General features: G+C 65.7%; 13 protein-coding genes. 6 read left to right on the forward strand and 7 right to left on the reverse strand.

Annotation, left to right across the window (positions count from 1 at the left end; translation table 11 throughout):
* Positions 1–15: 15 nt before the first annotated feature.
* From SX243_09125 to SX243_09140, 4 genes are all read right to left on the reverse strand, one after another.
* Positions 16–1122, reverse strand: a complete 1107-nt coding sequence (locus SX243_09125; protein ID MDY7093118.1) for a VWA domain-containing protein — start codon at positions 1120–1122, stop codon at positions 16–18.
* Position 1123: 1 nt separating this feature from the next.
* Positions 1124–2332, reverse strand: a complete 1209-nt coding sequence (locus SX243_09130; GenBank protein ID MDY7093119.1) for a hypothetical protein — start codon at positions 2330–2332, stop codon at positions 1124–1126.
* Positions 2333–2662: 330 nt separating this feature from the next.
* Entirely contained in the window at positions 2663–4111 is a 1449-nt protein-coding gene (locus SX243_09135; protein MDY7093120.1) for an SGNH/GDSL hydrolase family protein, read from the reverse strand.
* 32 nt (positions 4112–4143) lie between these two features.
* Complete coding sequence (locus SX243_09140; GenBank protein MDY7093121.1) at positions 4144–5433, reverse strand: outer membrane protein transport protein; 1290 nt, start codon at positions 5431–5433, stop codon at positions 4144–4146.
* A 223-nt stretch (positions 5434–5656) separates the two neighbouring features.
* On the opposite strand from SX243_09140, the gene SX243_09145 reads away from it, so the two are divergent.
* Positions 5657–6133, forward strand: coding sequence for a hypothetical protein (locus SX243_09145; GenBank protein ID MDY7093122.1), 477 nt, complete (start codon positions 5657–5659; stop codon positions 6131–6133).
* Between the two features lie 131 nt (positions 6134–6264).
* On the opposite strand, the gene smpB is transcribed toward SX243_09145, so the two are convergent.
* Positions 6265–6741, reverse strand: a complete 477-nt coding sequence (gene smpB / locus SX243_09150; protein ID MDY7093123.1) for an SsrA-binding protein SmpB — start codon at positions 6739–6741, stop codon at positions 6265–6267.
* 152 nt (positions 6742–6893) lie between these two features.
* Between smpB and SX243_09155 the strand changes: the two genes are divergently transcribed.
* The 5 genes from SX243_09155 (at position 6894) to SX243_09175 (ending at position 15496) form a co-directional block, all read left to right on the forward strand.
* Positions 6894–7442: a DUF4390 domain-containing protein gene (locus tag SX243_09155; protein ID MDY7093124.1), complete on the forward strand. Its 549-nt coding sequence runs from the start codon at positions 6894–6896 to the stop codon at positions 7440–7442.
* 43 nt (positions 7443–7485) lie between these two features.
* Positions 7486–9681 carry an ATP-binding protein gene (locus SX243_09160; protein ID MDY7093125.1) on the forward strand — a complete coding sequence of 732 codons (2196 nt, stop codon included), beginning with the start codon at positions 7486–7488 and terminating at the stop codon, positions 9679–9681.
* 9 nt (positions 9682–9690) lie between these two features.
* Positions 9691–10146, forward strand: coding sequence for a GatB/YqeY domain-containing protein (locus SX243_09165; GenBank protein MDY7093126.1), 456 nt, complete (start codon positions 9691–9693; stop codon positions 10144–10146).
* Complete coding sequence (selB, locus tag SX243_09170) at positions 10146–12074, forward strand: selenocysteine-specific translation elongation factor (protein ID MDY7093127.1); 1929 nt, start codon at positions 10146–10148, stop codon at positions 12072–12074. The genes SX243_09165 and selB overlap by 1 nt, the downstream gene beginning before the upstream one ends.
* 551 nt (positions 12075–12625) lie before the next feature.
* Positions 12626–15496, forward strand: coding sequence for a TonB-dependent receptor (locus tag SX243_09175; GenBank protein ID MDY7093128.1), 2871 nt, complete (start codon positions 12626–12628; stop codon positions 15494–15496).
* Between the two features lie 108 nt (positions 15497–15604).
* Here the strand turns inward: SX243_09175 and SX243_09180 are convergent, their stop codons facing one another.
* Positions 15605–17710, reverse strand: a complete 2106-nt coding sequence (locus SX243_09180) for a CRTAC1 family protein (protein ID MDY7093129.1) — start codon at positions 17708–17710, stop codon at positions 15605–15607.
* Between the two features lie 485 nt (positions 17711–18195).
* On the reverse strand, positions 18196–19470 hold the full coding sequence (locus SX243_09185) for a tetratricopeptide repeat protein (protein MDY7093130.1): 1275 nt from the start codon (positions 19468–19470) through the stop codon (positions 18196–18198).
* Between the last annotated feature and the right edge of the window lie 80 nt (positions 19471–19550).

Genomic DNA, 19550 nt, shown 5'->3' on the forward strand with positions numbered 1-19550 from the left:
ATACGCTCTCGGCTACTACCCCACGGAGCCGAGAGCGTATTGCTCGCGCAGCTCGCTGTGGATCTCCCGGTAGGCGGGTTCCAGCTCCTCCGGGTTGGAGAGGAAGACGGCGCGGCCGCCGCTCTCCTCCACCGTGCGCACCAGCGTCTCGAACTCCTTCACCGTTTCCGGCGCGTCGCGCCAGGCGGAGGCGATGTGGGGTGCCTGGGAACCGTCCTCCTGCCCCACCGCCAGGTGGATCCAGTAGATCTGGGCCTGACTGTGGCGGGCGCGCCACAGGACCTCGCGCATGCGCATCACGCTGAGAATATCCACGCCGTCGGAGAGCAGCACCACCACCCGGCGGCCCTGGCGGCCGTCGAGGTAGTTGAGGGCCAGATAGAGGTGATCGTTGAGCGCCGTGCCGCCCACCGCCTCGACGTTGGAGAGGGACTGTTTCAGGTAGTCCTTATCCTCGGCGAAGTCGGTGGTGCGCACCACGTGGTCGGAGAAGAGCAGCACCATGGCTTCGTCCAACGGCCGCATATCCTCGACGAAGGACCGGGCGCCGGAGAGCGCCGAGCGCAGGCGGGCTCCCCGCATGCTCTCGCTGACGTCGAGGAGCAGCACAGCGGTGAGGGGCACGTCCCGATGCTCGAAGGTCACCAAAGTCTCGCCACGCCCCTCGTCTTGGACCTTGAAGGCACTCTTGGGAAGATCGAGAACCCGATCCGAGCCCTTGGTCACGGTGACGTAGAGCTGCTGCAGGCCGAGGTCGATCTCCTCGTCCACCTTGATGGCGGGGGTTTCCAGAGTCTCGCGCACCGGCTCGCCACCGGTCAGGTGGACCACCGCTTCGAAGCGATGCTTGCGGTTACGCTGGCCGACGTCGACGACGGTTTCGAAGGGAGCCTCGGCGTCCTCGCCGCGATGGCGACCGTCGACGATGAACTCCACTTTCTCCACCGGCAGGTCGGAGGTGACTTCCACCTCCATCTCCACCTCACCGAAGACGGGATGGAGGAACGAAGGCTTGACGATCACCACCTGAGTCTCCGCCCAGGCCGCCAGGGGTGCGGCGGCGAGAACCAGCAGGAGGAGTCCGAAGAACGCGTTGCGGAAGGTCGTCTCGTGCTTCAACATTTCAACCCTCCTGACCGATCTTGGTTTGATTCAGCGCCGCTGCCAGCATCGGCAACCGGCTTTCGGCGCCCTGCCACAGCTCCCGGCGAACGTCGTCCACCGTCGCCGCCGGCCAGTGGTTATAGCGCGCCCGGGCATCCGCCGCCTGGCGTGGCGGCTCACTCCGGAACGCCGCCAACACCTCGGCAGCCTGGTTGAGCTGGCGGTCGCGCTCCAGCAGGTAGGCATATTGGAGGGCCAGCGGCTCGTTGCCGGGGAGGCGCTCGCGGCCGCGCTGGAGCACGTCCATGGCCGCCTGGAGATCTTCCCGGTCGGTGTAGTGACGAGCCAGCTCTTGGAACGCCACGGCCACCACCCACTCCGGACCCTCGACCTCGGTCAGTTCCTCCAGGCCCCGCACCGCGGGTCTGCGGAAGCCGCTCCGCAGCTGATTGATGGCGAGGCGCAGGGCCGCCTCCCGATTGCGCGGGTGAACGTTCACCAGCTTGCGCAGGAAGGCCACCGCCGCCACCGGATCACCAGCCTTCTCGAAAACCGTGGCCAGCCCCAGCAGGGCCGCCTCGTTCTTCGGGTCGTAGTCCAGTGCCCGCCGATAGAAGGGAGTACAACGGCAGTTGCGGGTGGACATGATCTTGTGCAGGTAGCCGCCGAGGCTGGCGTAGGTACGGGCCGCCACCACACGGGATCCCTCGGAGCGCGCGCGGTCGGCGTAGCTATCCGCCAGCGACGCCGTCAGCAGCCGCGAACGGCGAGCCAAATGCCAGACCCGCTGCTGCTGAAACAGCCCGCTGGCGTCGTGATGCAACATCAGGATCGGTACCAGCACCTCCGGATTGCGTCGGGACAGGTCCAGCGCCACCTCGCCCTGCACCTCCCACAGGGGTCCTTCGTCGAGCTTCATGCTGGGCTCGACAAATTCCCGTTCCAGCTCGCCCAGGGACTCGAGGGCCGCCCGGCGATCTCCATCCGCCAACTGCCCCAAAGCCTCTACGTAGCGCGCCCGCAGCACCGTAGGATCGATGTCCTTCTCGCGCACTCGCGGTGCTTTGCGCGGCTCGGGCAGCTCGGCGCTCATGACCCCGGCATCGGTGCCCGCACCGCTCTGAGCGGAGACCGTCGGTGCTACCGGGAGCATCATCACCGCCAAGACGCTCATCAACACCCAAATGTTGGGCGACGGAATTCGAGAATAGTTGGGAAGTGGACTCATGATCCCTCCTTCTCGCCGCAGAACTAAGAGGGGCGGTGATGAACAGCGGCGGTTAGTGATGTGCCCCTCAAAATACAACTACGCCCACTTGTAAGCAACCCCGCCATCTGGAGTCGCTGTAACAATTTGCCCTCCGACACAGGCTTCAGCCCCCTTGCCGGCGCTCTCCGGCATCGAGCTCTTCGACCCAGCGGCGAATACGAAGAGAGGGATCGAACCCTTCGCCCAAAGAAAAAGAGCAGAGCCCGAAAGGCCCTGCCCTCATTCTCCGATTCGCTGGAAACTCAGCGTCCGAGACGCATCAAGGCGCCTCGAAGAGTTTCCCGAGACTCACTCGATCCCGCGGGCGCCACGGCCCCGCGGTGCCGGCGGCTCGACGGCCGTGGGCTCGTCCCCCCGCGGCGCCGGAGGCTCGGCTCCCGTACCCGGATCGGCGGGCCGGTCCCCGGGCTTTCCGGGACCGCTGAAACCACCGGGGGAGGTGAGCAACCACTTGAGGTTGGACACCGCCTCGGGGGTGAGCTGCGCCTGGGCGACCTGGGCGGCGGTCACCCCCACCGGCGAGGCCAGGGTGAACTCTCCGAAGATGAAGGGCGCGAGGCTCACTTCCGGGATGGAAGCGCCGAAGCCCTCATTGATCGCCTTGATGAACTCGTTGGCGATGAAGGCGTAGCCGAAGGGGCTCGGATGCACGCCGTCGTAGGAGAAGATGCCACCGGTGAGGAAGTCCGCGGAGTAGGTGATGCCGCCGATCTCGCGGCCCACGGAGGCGAACTCCGCCAGCAGCGGACCGCTCTCCACCACCACCGCACCGACCTCGCCGGCCACCGTGCGGATGATCGCGTTGAACTCGCCGACCCGAGCGTTGATGGTGGCGGTCTCGGTGGCGTCGAGCACCGCTCCGTTGCTCAGAGGCTGGCCGTTGCCCCCCAGGAAGAGGGGGATGCCGAAGCCCTGGGCGAGCTCGGCGGAGGCGGAGAGCAGCACGTTGTCGTCAGGACCCACGGGACCATTGGGACCGATGAGCGGGATCGGATTGCCGTCAGGGCCGATCACCGGCTGGCTGGTGGCGGGATTGACCACCACTCCGGGCAGGGTCGTGACGAAGGGGATGCTGGTGACCAGAGGAATGGTGGCCACCGCCATCTGCACGCCATTGCCCGCCAAGGCACCGATGATGGTGCGGTAGTCGGCTTCGAATTGCGCCGCCGTCGTCAGGGTGAAGCCATCGATGACGATGCCGCTGGTAGCGGCGGCGAGGGCGTCATTGTTGCCAATCCAAACGGTGGCGAAGGTCGGCTGCTGGACGACCGCCTGCTGCAGCGCGGTGCCGAGGCCGCGCAGAACCAGGTCGTGGGGACCGCCACTGTCGGTGACGGTGCGCACGGTGTCCCCCACCCGCGCTCCGGGAACGCCGAGATTGTTGTAGGGCCGGGGCAGCATCAGGTTGGTGGGCTGTCCCAGGCCCGGGGGCGGCGCCAGCACCAGCGGCGACAGACTCTGCAGCTGCAGCGGCGGGGTGATGCCGGGGTTGCTGATCAGGGGCTGCTCGAAGCCGCCGCTACCGCCGGTGGCCTGACGATGAATCAGCGCCGGGAAGCTGTTGACCTGGAAATCGTCCACCCAGCCACCGCTGACGATGGCGCCGGTGAGGCTGTCACCAATGGCGACGTAGTTCGAGAAGTCCGCGCTGCCGGTGTCGACCTGGGCAGCGGCGGGAAGGGCCGCGCCGAGGACGAGCAAGCAAAGGGAGAGAAGAGCTGCCAGATTGCGATTCATTGCGTAGTCTCCTTGCCGAGGTTCGCGTGCGGCTACCAGTTGTAGGTCACGCCGAAGAGCAGCGCGTCCGTGCTGTATCGACCGTTGAAATTGTCCCGGTTGGTGGTGGTGACGCGCTCTCCGGAGTCGAGGTACATGAACGCCAGATCGAGCTTGCCGCCGGCGGTGCCGTAGCCGAAGGTGAAGCCGTCGCGGTCACTGTCGGGCAGCAGGGGGCCCACCGACTGGTCCGGCTGGGGGCTCTCGTCGTAGACATAGCCGAAGCGCCAGTTGGAGCCGGAGCCGGTGGTGTACTGGAAGCCGATGCGGTAGTTGTAGGCGTCGTCGTACTCCTGCTCGACGATCGAGCTCAGGGCCGGCAGCCCGACGAAGGTCAGGGGCAGAGCGTCGAAGCTGCTCCAGCCGGTCCAGTTGGCATCGACCTCCATCAGCAGGTTCTGGGTCAAGCCAAAAGCGAAGCCGAGGCTAGCCATCTCCGGGAATTCGATCTCGGTCTCCACTCCCAGGTCGGCGCCGAAAGGCAGCTGCTGGGAGACGGCGCCGTCGAATTGGGGATTGCCGGTGAGGACCTGGGTGAAGAAACCGTCGCCCTCGTACTCCACCTCGACGGCGCTCCGGTAGGAGAAGCCCCAGGAGAACGCGCTACCGACCTTGTGGAGGATGCCGAAGTTCCAACCGATGCCGTTGTCGAAGTCGCTCTCCAGCTCGACGTGGGCGATGTCCACCACCGAGCCGGTGAAGGGGTTGACGGAGGGCACGTTACGCTCCAGCTCGACCTTGGAAAAACGCCCCACCAGCCCGAAGCCGATGCCGAAGTTGTCGTTCACCTGATAGCCGAAGGTGGGATTGATGTCGAAGACCAAGAGCTCCGCCCGCTGGCTGATGAAGCGGCCGGCGAAGTTGTCCGGATCTTCCCACTCGGTGGCCAGGCCGAAGGGCGAGTTGAAGCCGATGCCGAACTTCCACTTATCGCTCAGCGGACGCACGTGGTAGATGTGCGGCGGCGTCACGTCGAGATCCTTCATCTGCGCGGTGGTCTCCGGACCGGGGAACGGAGCCGAACCGGTGAACTCGGTTCCGTTGACGTGGATCCAGGTCAAACCGGTGGTGGTCTGCGGTTCCTGGACGAAGGCCAGGCCGCCGGCATTGTGGAAAAGCAGCGACGGATCGTCCGCCTGCGCGGTGAAGGCTCCGGCCATGCCCATGCCCTTGCTACCCTGCTCGAAGATTCCGAAGGCAGCTCCATGAGCGGCCGTGGGAATCAAAGCCACCGCGGTGCACACTGCCGCCAGGGCGGCGAGAAAATGAAATCGCCTGAGCATCCCGTTCCTCCTAGTAAACTCTTGGTCGAGGGGTCTGAATCTGTGGACGTCTGCTAGATGAGACAGAAGCTAATAGTTCTTCTGCATTCAAACTGGCACCATAAGGCCAGACCTTCAGAAGTGTCAACGACGCGTCGCGGCGAAATAATGCCGCACTTAGACTTCATCACTCCGCGAACCCCCCCGCCGAATCGAAGAGCGCGAACCCCGAGGAAGGATCAACATGGAATTCGATCACGAGCAGCAACAACGAACTCACGGCAAGGTCGCCGAGTACCTGGAGGAGCTCTTCGACTCACCGTTTCTCGACGAAGAGACCGGGCACTTCTTCGTCCGCTACGGCACCACGGTGCTGGAGATCTTCGTCGAGCCGCACGGCCCCGAGGAAGCGGCGGTGATGATCGTGGCCTATTGCGTGCAGGACGTGGAGCTGCAGGAGGATCTGCTCCTGGGGTTGCTGGAAGTCAACCACCAGCTTCCCTTTGGCTCGTTCTCCCTGGTGGGCCAGGACATCTTCCTCTCCCAATCGCTGCTGGGCCGCTCCCTGGACGCCCGCAGCCTGCTGCGCATCATCGAGGCGGTGGCCACCATCTCCGACGAGTACGACGACCGCATCGTGGCCAAGTTCGGTGGCCAGACCGCAGTGGAGAAGATCCGCGACACCGGGTCGCCCCAGGAGGCCGCTACTGACGAGGACTGACGGTGGTAGAAGCCGAAGCAGCCGGAGGATTTTTGAGTGGGGGCTCTCGGGCCGGGTGGGGGTGTCGTCCCGCCAGGGACGATATGCACTAGCGAGGGGTTTCAACCCCTCGTGGGGCTCAGGCCAGGCCGCTACCAAGTTTGGTGCTTGATGGCTTCCCGGGCTTCTTTTTCCTGCGTCCGGCGGCGCTCCGTCTCGCGCTTGTCCCATTGCTTCTTGCCCTGCACCAAAGCGATGCGGACTTTGATCCACGGGCCCTTCAGATAGACCTCCAGAGGCACCACGGTCAGCCCGGTGGCCTGGGTCTGCTGCTCCAGCTTGGAGATCTCGCGGCGATTGAGCAGCAGCTTGCGCGGCCGTTCCGGCTCGTGATTCTGGCGGTTGCCGTGGCTATAAGGACTGAAATGAGCGTTGAGCAGCCAGGCCTCCCCGTCGCGGAAGCTGACGAAGCTGTCCTTGAGCTGGATCTTGCCGTTGCGGGCGGCCTTGACCTCGGTTCCGGCCAGGGCCATCCCCGCCTCGAAGGTGTCGAGGACGTGGTAGTCGTGACGGGCACGGCGGTTGCTGGCCAGAACCCGCTGTCCGTCCTTCTTCTTCTTGGTGCTCATGACGTCTTTATCTTCTCTCTGCTCAAATCTGTCGCGGCTCAGTTCGCCTCCGTCGGGGAGGGCAGGAGAATCCTGCTCCGGCGGTGGGCGAAAGGAGATCATACCAGCCGGAAAGACCGAGCAATACGGCCGGTGGTAGAGTTCCGACCCACATGAACATTACGGCCGCCCTGCTCGCCGTCACCCTGTGGACGGCGGCCGAGGCAAACAAGCCGCAGATCCAGGGACTCGCTCTCAGCCTCCAGACCTCCAGCTCGGACAGCCTGGTGGTGGAGCTGGACTTCCGCCTCGAAAACGCTCTGGAGGGCCCGTTGCGGGAACGCATCGAGAGCGGCCTGCCCACCACCATCCTGTACGAAATGCAGCTGGTGCAAGAGCGCCGCTGGTGGCTCGACCGCAAGATCGTGCGCTCGACGCTGGAGGTGACGGCGACCTACGACGCCGTCACCATGGAGTACCAGATCTACCATCGTCTCAACGACGAGCTCATCGCCAGCCGCGTGGTGCAGGACTTCGCCGAGCTGCGGCCGGCCATGACCCGCATTCAGGACGTGCCTGCCTTCAAGCTGCAATACGCTCTCGGGGATCGCCCGGCGGTAGTGCGGGTGCGGGCCGACTTGGGCTCGCGCACCTGGCTGGCCCTGGTCCCCGTGCGCATCACCACCGATTGGGCGGAAAGTCAGCCCCTGTCTCCCCGCTAGCACAACCACCAGCAGGCACTCCAACCTCGAGGACTTTGATCTCATGGGCTTGCGCACGCAGCTCCGCCGTCACCGCAAAAACACCCGGCTGATCATCGCGGCTCTGGCCGTACTGCTGCTGGTGCTCAGCGGTGTCTTCTACTTCCTGCTCTACAACCAGCGGCTGGACGCCAAGCTGATCAACAACCGGGTGCTGCTCTTCGCCCTGTGGTACATCAACGTCGTCCTCATCCTCTCGATGGTCTTCGTGCTGCTGCGCATCGTGTTCAAGATGCTGGTGGAGCGGCGCTATCGGATCCTCGGCTCGAAGTTCAAAACCAAGCTCATCGCCACCTACATCGGGCTCTCCCTGATCCCGGTGCTGCTGCTCTTCTTCTTCGCCAACCAGCTGCTCCAAGGCTCGGTGGACCGCTGGTTCAACGTACCGCTGCAACGCTTGGTGGCTCAGGCCCGCGGGGTCGCTGAGGCTCTCAACACCCGGATCACCGACGACAACCAGCGGGTAGCGAGCCGCGCCCTGCAGGAGATGAGCGCGCTGCCGCCGGAGGAGGTGGTGGGAGGGCAGGCTCTGGGGTTGCGGCTCCAGGAGCTGATGGACGAATCCGGCGTCGACCTGTTGGCGGTCTACGAGGGCACGGACTTCATCCGCGCCGTGGTCAGCCCGCGCACCGGCATCTCGGATCTGCCGGAGCTCGACTGGAGCCTGCTGCGCAAGGCCGCCAGCACCGGCCGCTCGACCAAGGTCAAGGTCTTGCCGGCGCTGGAAGGACGGTTGATGCTGGTAGCGGTGGCGGATCCGGAAGAGGGAGCCGCGGATTGGGTGGTGGTGGCCGGCACAGTGGTGGAACAGCCGGTGGCCAGCCAGGTGGAGGGCTTGGTGCAGGCGTACCAGGCTCACCGTCAGCTAGTGGTGGAGAAAGACGCCATCAAGGCCAGTCACGTGCTGATCTTCATGATGGCGACGCTGCTCATCCTCCTGGCCTCCAGCTGGGTCGGGCTCTACCTCGCCCGGCGGGTGACGGTGCCGATCCAGGCCCTGGCCTCCGGCACCCGGCAGATCATGGGCGGCGACCTGGCCCATCGGGTGCAGGTGGACGCCGACGACGAGCTCGGCGTGCTGGTGGACTCCTTCAACCGCATGACCACCCAGCTCCAGGAACAGCGGCGGTTGCTGGAGAAGAGCAACCTGGAGCTCCAGGAGACCGGCCAGCAACAGGCGGAGGAACGGGCCCTCATCGCCGCGGTGCTGCAGAACGTCGCCTCCGGCGTGCTGTCGGTGGACGACGAGGGCGAGATCTTCACCTGCAACGCCGCCGCCCGCGTCCTGCTGCGGCTCAAGGATCCGATTCTCGGCCAGCCCGCCTCTGAAGTGCTGGCGGGCCCGGAGCGGGGCAAGCTGGTAACCCTCTTGGGCGAGCTTCCCCCGGACGCCACCCGCATCAGCCGCCAGATGCACCTGGTCATCGGTGGCGAATGGAAGACCTTCGAGGTCACCGTCACCCCGGTGCATCACGGCGAGGGGCGTTTCCGCGGCCGGGTGATGGTGCTCGAGGACCTCACCGAGCTGATCAAAGCCCAAAAGCTCGCCGCCTGGACCGAAGCCGCCCGGCGCATCGCCCACGAGATCAAGAACCCCCTCACTCCCATCAAGCTCTCCGCCGAGCGCCTGCTGCACAAATACCGCAACGGCGACCCGCAGCTGGGGGAAGCCTTGGAGGACGGTGTCGAGACCATCGTCCGCGAGGTGGGGGCGATGCAGACCATGGTGGACGAGTTCTCCCGCTTTGCCCGCATGCCGGCGCCGCAACCCAGCGAGGTGAACCTGGACAAGCTGGTGTCCGAGATTCTCGACCTCTACCAGGACATCAAACCCGGGGTCGAGGTGAGCGGCGAGGTGGCGGAGGAGGTTCGATGGGTGCACCTCGACGGTGAGCAACTGCGCCGCGCCCTGATCAATCTCCTGGACAATGCTCTGGAGGCCACCTCCGCCCCGGGAGAGGTGCGGATCTCCGCCAGGCGCCGCAGCGGCCGGCTGCAGCTGGAGGTGGCGGACACCGGCCGCGGCGTCGCCGATGCCGACAAAGAGAAGCTCTTCCTTCCCTACTTCTCCACCAAGGGCCGCGGCACCGGTTTGGGCCTCACCATCGTGCAGCGCATCGTCGCCGATCACCACGGTCGCATCCGCGTCGCCGCCAATCCTCCCCAAGGCACGGTATTCATCCTCGAGCTACCCGTATAATCTCCAGTCATGAGTACAGTTCAAGCCCGACTTCAAGACGAGATCAAAACGGCCCTCAAGGCCGGCGACAAAGAACGCACCTCGACGCTGCGCATGCTGCTGACGGAGGTCAAGAACGAGAAGATCCGCGCCGGCCAGGAGGTCGACGAGGATGCCTTCCTGACCTTGGTTCGCCGCTCCATCAAGCAGCGGCAGGACTCGGTGGAGCAATACCGCAAGGGCGGGCGCGACGCTTCGGCGGAGAAGGAGGAGCGAGAGATCGCTCTGCTGGAGACCTTCCTGCCCGCCCAGGCCAGCGAGGACGAAATCCGTGACGCCATCCGGCAGCTGGTGCGCGAGGAAGACCTCTCCGGAAACGCCGCCATGGGCCGAGTGATGAAGGCGATCATGGCCCGCTTTGGCGCCGCCACCGATGGCCGGACCGTCAGCCGCATCGCCCGCGAGGTGCTGGCAGAAAACGGCTGATGGCAAGGGTCATCGTCGGCACCGCCGGCCATATCGACCACGGCAAGACCAGCCTGGTTCGGGCTCTCACGGGGATCGACTGCGACCGTTGGGAGCAGGAGAAGACCCGGGGCATCACCATCGACCTCGGCTTCGCCCACTTGACCGCCCACGGGGAGGACGGCGACCTCCAGATCGGGTTCATCGACGTCCCGGGGCACGAGCGGTTTCTGCACAACGCCCTGGCAGGCCTCGGTGGCGTGCGGGTGCTGTTGTTGGTGGTGGCCGCCGACGAGGGGGTCAAGCCCCAAACCCGCGAACATCTGGACATCTGCTCCCTGCTGCACATTCCCAGCGCCGTGGTGGCCCTCACCAAGAGCGACCTGGTCGCCACGGACCTTCTGGAGCTGGCCCAGCTGGAGGTCGAGGAGCTACTCGCCGGCGGCCCCTTCGAGGGCGCGCCGGCAATCGCCGTCTCCAGCACCACCGGGGAAGGCGTGGAGGATCTGCGCCGGGCGCTGCTGGAGCAAGCTCGCTCCCAGGCCCTGGAGGGAACGGACCAACGGCCGGTGCGCCTGCCGGTGGACCGGGCCTTTCATCTCAAAGGAGCGGGGGTGGTGGTCACCGGCACACTGGTCAGCGGCTCCGTGGCTACCGGTGACAGCCTCCAAATCCAGCCCGGAGAAGGCAGCGCCCGGGTGCGCTCCATCCAAGTCCACGGAATGGAACGGCCCGCCGCCCAGACCGGAGAACGCACCTCCCTGCAGCTCGCCGGGGCCGGCCTCGAAGACCTGAGCCGCGGCGTCCACCTGGTAACCCCGGAGGCCTTCCAGGGCTCCCGATCCCTGCTCCTGCGCTGCCGGCTGCTACCCGATGCGGACAAGAGCATCTCCGGCTTCGTCCCGGTACGGGTCCACCACTTCGCCAGCGAAACCGTGGGCAAGATGCGGCCCCTGGACCCTCCGGAGCTGGGCCCCGGCGGCGAAGCTCTGGTGGAGGTGCGGCTCAGCCAGCCGCTGACGGCGGTGCGCGGCGACACGGTGATTCTGCGCCGGCCGTCTCCCGCCGCGACCCTCGGCGGCGGGCCGGTGCTCGACCCCCAATGGCTGCGACACCGGGGCAACGCTCTGGCCAACGCCTTGAAGGCGCTCTCCGGGGATTTGCCCTCGGCGCTGCGCCAGTGGATCTACGAGGGTGGCGAGGCGGGAGCCACGGGCCGGGAGCTGGCCCGCCGCCTAGGAGGACGGCCGGAGGCGGTGCACCCACTGCTGGAAGAGCTCGCCGCCGCCGGCCATCTGCTGGAGGCCCCCGGTTCCTCCGGCGCCTCCGGTGGAGCTCGACGCTGGATTTCGCCGGCGGTCTTCCAGCGCATCCTGCGCCGGGCCCAAAAAGTCCTCGCCAGTTATTTCAAGGAGAATCGTCTGGCCCGCGGCCTACCCAAGGCAGAGGCGGTGCAACGCATTCTCTCGGCCCGCGGAAAGCCCTTGGCGGCGATCTATCTCGACTGGCTGCAATCCGCAAAGGTCCTCGGTCTGGACGGCGATCTGGTCACTCTCCCGGGTCACCGCGCGGAGCTCACCGGCGAGGAGTCCAAGCTCGCCCGCGCCATCGTCGAGAACCTCGACGACGCCGGCCTCAAGCCCCCGAGTCCCGGGGAGCTGCAGCGGGATCTGGGAGCCAAGCCGCAGATCGTCGACGGCGTGGTGGGATATCTGGTGGAGCGAGGCAAGCTGCTGCGCTTGCCCAACGGACTGATCCTCTCGGCCCGCGCCGTCTCCGAGCTGCAGAAAGAGATGGCGGCCGGCGGCTGGGAGAAGTTCACCGTCGTCCAATTCAAGGACCACTTCGGCCTCAGCCGCAAATGGGCCATCCCGATTCTCGAGCACCTGGACTCCGTCGGCTTCACCCGCCGAGCCGGTGACCAGCGGCTCCTGGTCCATGGGTCCTGAAGATCACCTTGGGAGCTCTCCTCCAGCGGCTTGGATTCGGATTCGATTTTTTGAATCCGGGCTCCAACATTGCCACACAAGCAACTCTTGATCCTCTGCAAAGCACTGAATACAGGCTACTTAGAGGGCTACGACTCATCCCCCCAGCAGTGGCATACATCTTGCTCAATATGATTGGCGTGATCAACGTCCCAGGCCCGAATGGAGGAAACGCCATGATCTCGATGCTTCCCGCCTTCACTTTCCGCTTCGCCGCGGAGGTTCTGCGGGTCGCTCGAAACCAATGGCAGACTCTTCGGATCCAACAACCCAATCGGGTCCGAGCGGCCGCTGAACGCCGAAGCTTCCCCTCCCTTGGGAAGCGCAACATCAGCGCTCAGCAGCACTTCGGGCCATGGTGCCGCACCGAACCAAGGTTGCGTCACCCGGGCGTTTTCGGACACAATGTCTGATCACCCCACAGCTCAAAGCTGTCGGAAGCACCCCGGTGTCGCCGGGGAAATAGAACCTCTCCAACAACCCAAACTGGAGAAAAAGGAGGAGCAATGAGAATGAGCCGCTTTCTGAGCATTGCGCTCATGCTCGCCTTGACCTTTGGGGGCACCCTTTCGGTGCTCGCCCAGGGTCAGCAATCCGGTACCCTCACTGGTACCGTGAAGGACAGCAACGGTGATCCGTTGCCCGGCGTTACGGTCACCGTGACGTCCCCGTCCTTGCTGGGCGAGCGCACCGCCTTCACCGGCGCCAACGGTGACTACATCATCCGCGGTCTGAACCCCGGAACCTACAAGGTCGTATTCGAGCTTTCCGGGATGACCACCGTCGAGCGCACCGCCACCGTCGAGCTCGGACGCACTTCGCGTTCCGACGCTCCGATGCAGGTGGCCGAGGTCGAGGAGACCATCGTCGTCCGCGGCGAGGCCCCCACGGCTCTCGAGAGCACCACCGTCGGTGCCAACTACGACGCCGAGACCATCGACTCGCTGGCGACCCCCCGGACCCTGTTCGGCATCGCCCAGCTGGCCCCCGGTCTCAGCACCAACACCCCCAACGGCGGTCAGGTGACGATCTCCGGCGCTTTCGCCTATGACAACGTCTTCCTGATCGACGGTGTGGACACCAACGACAACCTCTTCGGTACCTCGAACAACCTGTTCATCGAGGACGCCATCGAAGAGACCCAGGTCCTGACCTCCGGCGTTTCCGCCGAGTACGGCCGCTTCAGCGGTGGCGTCATCAACGCCATCACCAAGAGCGGTGGTAACGAGTTCTCCGGCAGCGCCCGGATCGACCTGACCAACCCCAGCTGGCGCAACGAGACTCCCATCGAGGAGGACAACGGGATCACCCGTGAGAGCGACCAGCAGGAGGTTCTCCAGGCCACCCTCGGCGGCTACGTGGTGAAGGACGCTCTGTGGTTCTTCCTCGCCGGCCGTGACCAGAGCCTGGCTTCCCAGCACGTGTTCGCGAGCACCAACGTTCCGGTCTCCCGTACCACCGACAACGAGCGGTACGAGATCAAGCTGACCGGCAACATCAACTCGAGCCACACGCTGCAGGGTACCTACACCGAGAACGAGACCTCTCAGTTCCGTCCTTCGTTCAACTTCACCATCGACCCGCGGGCCGCCAAGGCTCGCACGCTGCCCAACGACCTGTTCGTGGTGCGCTACAACGGCGTCCTGACCTCGAACCTCTTCGCCGAGCTTCAGTACTCGGAGAAGGCGTTCCAGTTCGCCGACTCCGGCGGCACCAGCACCGACATCGTTGACTCGCCGTTCCTGTCCTTCGGCAACGGCCTGCAGCACTACAACCAGCCCTACTTCGATGCCACCGATCCTGAGGATCGCAACAACGAGCAGCTGGCTGGTAGCGTTTCCTACTTCCTGTCCAGCGCCAGCGCTGGCTCCCACGACATCAAGGTTGGCTTCGAGGACTTCACGAGCTTCCGCACCGGCGGTAACTCCCAGTCCGCGACCTCCTACGTGTTCGAGGCCGAGTACCTGCAGGATGCCAACGGCAACGCCATTCTGGACGACCAGGGTCGCCTGCAGCCGATCTTCAACGGCGGCGTGATCCTGGAGAACTGGATCGCCGTGCGCGGTGCGCAGATCGACATCCAGACCCAGTCCTTCTACATCAACGACAAGTGGAACTTCAACGACCACTGGTCCTTCAACATCGGCGCTCGCTACGAGCAGGTGGACGGAACCGCCACCGGTGGCGTGCAGCCGGTGGACGCGGACGCCTTCGTGCCGCGTCTGGCCGCGTCCTATGACGTGCGCGGTGACGGCAAGTACAAGTTCGACCTGACCTACGCCGAGTACGCTGGTAAGTACTCCGAGGCTCAGTTCGCGAACAACACCAACGTGGGTACTCCCGATTACATCGGTCTGTTCTACGACGGTCCCGAAGGCGTGGGTCTCGACTTCGCTCCGGGCTTCGACCTGAACAACTACGTGCCCTACAACGCGGTCTTCCCGCTGCAGAACGTGTTCTACGACGAGGGCATCAACTCGCCCGTCGTCGAGGAGATCACTTTCTCCGCCGGCGCTGAGATCGGCCGGGGCGGCTACCTCAAGCTGACCTACACCGACCGCAGCACCAGCGACTTCGTCGAGGACTTCATCAACGATCCGCTGAACCCGGTGACGGTGGTTACCCCCATCGGCAACCAGGTCGCTGATCGTCAGGTGTTCTCGAACACCAGCGCTCCGGTGCGTGACTACCAGGGTCTGCAGCTGCAGGGCCGCTACCGCATCACCAACAACTGGCAGGTCGAGGGTCACTGGACCCACCAGATCACCAACGACGGTAACTTCGAGGGTGAGGGCACCAACACCCCTGGCTCCTCGTCGACCTTCGGTGATTACCCTGAGGTGTTCAACAAGGACCGTCACTTCCCCGAGGGTCGTCTGAACGACTTCCAGGAAGACCGTGTCCGCCTGTGGACCACCTACAACCTGGGCCTCGGCCGGGCCGGCAACGTTGGCCTCAGCCTGCTGCTCAACTACGACTCCGCTCCGACTTACAGCCTGAGCGCGACTCGTGTTCCTCTTACCGACCAGCAGCGCGCGGCCAACCCGGGCTACCGTGGTCTGCCGACCACCCAGACGCTCTTCTTCGGTGAGCGGGGAACTGAGGAGTTCGAGAGCTCCACGACCGTGGACTTCGCGGCTACTTACTCCCTGCCCATCTGGAGGTCTCTGGAGACTTGGGTGAAGTTCGACATGCGCAACGTCTTCGACGACGACAGCGTGATCGACGGTTTCCAGACCGTTGGTGCGAACTTCGGCGGCCCGACGGATGCCGATGGTCTTCCGACCACCTTCACCCGTCCGGCGAACCTTGGTAATCCGCAGAACAACGAAGACTTCGTGACTCCTCGCGAGTACCGGATCTCCGCGGGTATCCGCTTCTAAGATCCGATTCGCGAACGTCTTCGCGAGAAAGGGGGGCGGCTTCGGCCGTCCCCTTTTTTTATGTCTTGAAGTTTCTCGCCTCGACCCTTCGCAGAACCAGCCAGCCCATCAGCCGCCGAGGGAAATCCGAGGCACTTCCAGCGCCTCCAGCTCTTCCCCTTCCACCAGCCGATAGAAGCGATCCAAAGCCGGGACGGCGAGCTCCTGCACCGTTCCACTGCCGGGCCAGCGCACGATGAGCCGGTCGACGGCTACCGCTTCGGCGCCCAAGCCGAGCTCTAGCTGGAGACTGTTGCCGCCGAAGGAACCACCGGTGCCCACCAATGCGTGGACCGAACGCACCGAACCATCCTGGTTGCGGACTCGCGCCTCTACCCGGGCGCCGACAGCGTGGCGGTTGGCCTTCTTGCCCTCGAAACGGAGGGTGATCCAATGGCCGGTGCTGTCTAGGCCTTCACCACCGGGATTCTCGAAGAGCGCATTGCCAAAGGCGTCGCCGGGGTAAAAGCCGCCGAGCTGCTCGAAGAGATCCTGGTCGCCGTCGTTGTCCACGTCGCCGAACGCCACGCTGTGGCCCTTCTGCACGTGCCCGAAGCCGCCGCTGTAGGTGACATCCTCGAAGCGGCCACCGGTGTTGCGCAGCAGAATGTTGGGGAATTGGCTCTCGAACTCCGGATCGCCGGTGCCGATGTAGAAGTCGAGCCAGCCGTCGTTGTCCACGTCGCCGTAATTCGAGCCCATGGGCAGCATCGGCTGCTCGATGCCTACGCTGCGGGAAACCTCGGTGAATCGGCCACCGTCGTTGCGGTAGAGCAGCGGCTGGCCGTCGGGCACCGGAACGCCGAAGAAATGCGCCGCGACCTTGATGCCGGGGCCGTTGTAGTCCGCCACCAGCAGATCCAGGTCGCCGTCGTTGTCGTAGTCGAAGAACCAGCTGGCAAAACTGTTGCCCTCCGGCTGCAACACCCCGGCGGCGGCCGCCACATCCTCGAAGGTGCCGTCGCCGCGGTTCTCGTAGAGACGGTTGGGGCCGAAGTTGGAGACGTAGAGGTCCGGATCCCCGTCGTCGTCGTAGTCGCCCCAGGTCACGCCCTTGGCGAAGCGCCGGTTGGCGACGCCGGCGGCCTCGGTGACGTCGGTGAAGCTCGCGCCGTCGTTGCGCCATAGCCGGGAGGGGTAGAGGTTGGGCTCCAGCGCCTCGTTGCCGACGTAGAGATCCAGGTCGCCGTCGCCGTCGTAGTCCGCCCAGGCGGCGGTTTGGGTGGGCACCGCGGGCTCCGCCAGGCCGGCGGAGCGGGTGACGTCCTCGAAACGCCCGGTTTCCTGCACCCGGTTGCGCAGCAGAGAGTTGCGGATGCGCCCCTGCTCGAAGAGCCAGGCTCCCCGCAGCACCAGCAGATCCACCGCCCCGTCGCCGTCGTAGTCCGCCTGAACCAGATTCAACCCGCCCAGCTGCTCATCCAGCCCCCAGGCGCGGGTGACGTCCTCGAAGCCGCCGTGGCCGTCGTTGCGGAAGGCCTTGAGGTGATCGCAGGGATCCGAGGTGGAGGTCACCAGGTCCAACAGACCGTCGCCGTCCAGATCCTCCATCACCGCTCCGCCGGCGAGATCCAAAGCATTGATTCCCAGCTCCGGACCGCGATCCACCCAGCGGCCCGGTTCCCCCGGCAGCTGAGCCTTGGCAAAGGTGGATTCCGAGAGCCGGTAGGGCTCCGGCACACCCTGCGGAAAATCCCCGGAGACCATCCGCGACAGGTTGAGCAGCCAGGCGGTCTGGACGCTGCGGGGCACTTCCTGGAGAAAAGCCTGGAAATAGTCGCCGGCGCGCCGGGCATGGTCCGGCAGCGGGTGGACGCCCTCCGGCAACACCGGCAGGATGCAGCTGGCGGAGGTGTGGTGGCCGATGCAGTTGACGTCCTCGGCGGCCTGAAGGTGCGCGAGACCGGTCAGGGCCACCAGATCGAGGCGGGCCTCCCGCGGGGCGTTGGTCTTCTGGGCCAGCGCCAAGGCCGTCTCCAGCTCCTCGACCGCCTCCAGCGGCTTGCCCAGCTCGATCAGCTCCCGCCCCAGCCGGCGGCGCAGCTCCAGCTCCGTCGCTCCATCGAGCCCCGGCGCCTGGAGCCGCCGCTGCAACTCCTCCGCGGGGCGCAGGCCGAAATAGCGCTGGTCGCTGTCCTGGAGCCGGCGGCAGATCTCTTCCATCTCCTCGCGCACTCCCTCCTCTCGAGCGGTTCTCGGGGATGCTTGCGGAGAGGCCGTTTCTTGCTCGTTCGCCGAGTCACCGGCAGGGCGTTCTTCCGCCGAGCGGTCACCACAGGCGGCGGAGAGAAGACCGAGGCTGAGGAAAAGAATGAGGGCGGACTGGAAGAAGGGTCTATTGCTCATCAGCGGGGACTATAGCAATCCCTTCGGAGCTCCTGGCAGGAGGGAGGGAAGCTCCAAGGAGACCGTTGCGCCGGTAGCTAGCTTGAGTCGCCGAACCAACCCCGCCCGGGGATCCAATCCCCGGGCTACTCAGGCCCCGCCAGCTCCGCTGGCTCCGGAAGGGAGAGTGTAGGTGAGCAAGATCTGGGAGCCGGATTCATCCGGCGGTGTACTGGGTAGCCCCGGGATTGATCCCGGGGCGGAGGCGTTGAGACCGCGCATCCTTGGCGAACCATTCTTGATGAGCCAGCCCACCATGCAACCAACAAGTGCGTTCAGGGTTTGCGGGCTTCGAGCTCGCGATACTGCTCTTCGGCAGTGGCACGATCTCCCAGCGTCTCCGCCAGTCGCGCCAGCTCCGCCCGCTGCTCCAGATCGTCCGGGTCCGTGGCTACCGCCAAGGCCAGCTGCTCCTTGGCCTCCTGCAAGCGGCCCAGACGGGCGAGCACCACGGCCAGAGTTCGCCGGGCCGCCAGCCGGTGGGGGTCGATGGCGAGCACTGCCCGCAAATGGGGCACTGCCTCCTCTTCCCGGCCGAGGGCCAGCAGTGCCCGGGCGAGAGCGAAGCGGCCATCCTCGAAGTCGGGATCCAGCTCCACCGCCTTGCGAAGCCGCGGCAGAGCTTCCTGCGGGCGCCTCTGACGCAGTTCCAACTCGCCGGCTGCGTAGTACAACAGGGCCTGGTCCGGCTGGGCAGCCAGAGCCCGGCGCAGCTCGCCCAACGCCTCGTCCGGGCGCCCGGCCTCGGCCAGGGCGAAGGCCAGGTCCCGGCGCGCCGTAAGGTTGCCGGGATCCGCCTCCAGGGCCCGACGATACTCCCGCACCGCATCCTCCATGCGTCCCTCGCGCCAGGCGAAGCCGGCGCGGGCGAGGTGGGAGGAGGCGCCGGTGGCGTGAGCGCGGACCTCTTCGAGCCAGGGATCCTCGACCACGAAGCGCTCGCTCCCCCGCTCCTCCAGGTGCCGGCGAGCGCGCTCCAGGTCCCCCAGGGCTCGATAGGCCTGGGCCAGCGGATAGTGCACGATGGATGCCCGGGGCTGAAGCTCCAGAAGACTCCGGAAGCGTCCCGCGGCGGCTTCGGCATCCCCCTCCTCCAGCGCCAGCTGACCCAGCTCGAAGAGAGCCCCGGCGTGCTCACTCTGGAGCTCCAAGGCCCGCTCCAGCTGCTCCCGAGCTTTCCCCCGGTCGCCTAGGGCGAGGAGCAGACGGCCATGGGCCACCAGCGCCGGCACGTGGTCCGACGAGAGCGCCAGCACCTGCTGCAAAGATCCCCGTGCCCCTTCCAGCTCTCCCCGCTCTTCCTGCACCAACGCCCGCAGGTAGAACCATCGGGGCTCCTGGGGATCGAGCTCCGCAGCCTGCTCGTAAGCCGCCGCCGCGCCGTCCCACAAATCGTAAGCGTGGTAGGTCATGGCCAGCTCGCCGTAGGCGGCCGCCAGCTCGCTCTCTCCACCGCGCCGCGCCGCTTCCACCGCCTCCGCGGCGGCTCCCAACTGCCGACGCACCGCCGGATCCATCCCCTCCAGCGGAGGAGCTGTGGAATCGGCCACACCGCTTGCTTCCATCCTCGCCGGAACCGCCGGATCGCCAGCCGGGGCTGGCTCGTTGGAACGTTCAGCGCAGCCCATGA

The sequence above is a fragment of the Acidobacteriota bacterium genome (genome assembly GCA_034211275.1).
Classification (GTDB): domain Bacteria; phylum Acidobacteriota; class Thermoanaerobaculia; order Multivoradales; family JAHZIX01; genus JAGQSE01.

Excerpts from the sequence above, each read along its gene's own strand:
- SX243_09125 (MDY7093118.1), bottom strand. The coding sequence starts at position 1,122 with ATGTTGAAGCACGAGACGACCTTCCGCAACGCGTTCTTCGGACTCCTC.
- SX243_09130 (MDY7093119.1), bottom strand. The coding sequence starts at position 2,332 with ATGAGTCCACTTCCCAACTATTCTCGAATTCCGTCGCCCAACATTTGG.
- SX243_09135 (MDY7093120.1), bottom strand. The coding sequence starts at position 4,111 with ATGAATCGCAATCTGGCAGCTCTTCTCTCCCTTTGCTTGCTCGTCCTC.
- SX243_09140 (MDY7093121.1), bottom strand. The coding sequence starts at position 5,433 with ATGCTCAGGCGATTTCATTTTCTCGCCGCCCTGGCGGCAGTGTGCACC.
- SX243_09145 (MDY7093122.1), top strand. The coding sequence starts at position 5,657 with ATGGAATTCGATCACGAGCAGCAACAACGAACTCACGGCAAGGTCGCC.
- smpB (MDY7093123.1), bottom strand. The coding sequence starts at position 6,741 with ATGAGCACCAAGAAGAAGAAGGACGGACAGCGGGTTCTGGCCAGCAAC.
- SX243_09155 (MDY7093124.1), top strand. The coding sequence starts at position 6,894 with ATGAACATTACGGCCGCCCTGCTCGCCGTCACCCTGTGGACGGCGGCC.
- SX243_09160 (MDY7093125.1), top strand. The coding sequence starts at position 7,486 with ATGGGCTTGCGCACGCAGCTCCGCCGTCACCGCAAAAACACCCGGCTG.
- SX243_09165 (MDY7093126.1), top strand. The coding sequence starts at position 9,691 with ATGAGTACAGTTCAAGCCCGACTTCAAGACGAGATCAAAACGGCCCTC.
- selB (MDY7093127.1), top strand. The coding sequence starts at position 10,146 with ATGGCAAGGGTCATCGTCGGCACCGCCGGCCATATCGACCACGGCAAG.
- SX243_09175 (MDY7093128.1), top strand. The coding sequence starts at position 12,626 with ATGAGCCGCTTTCTGAGCATTGCGCTCATGCTCGCCTTGACCTTTGGG.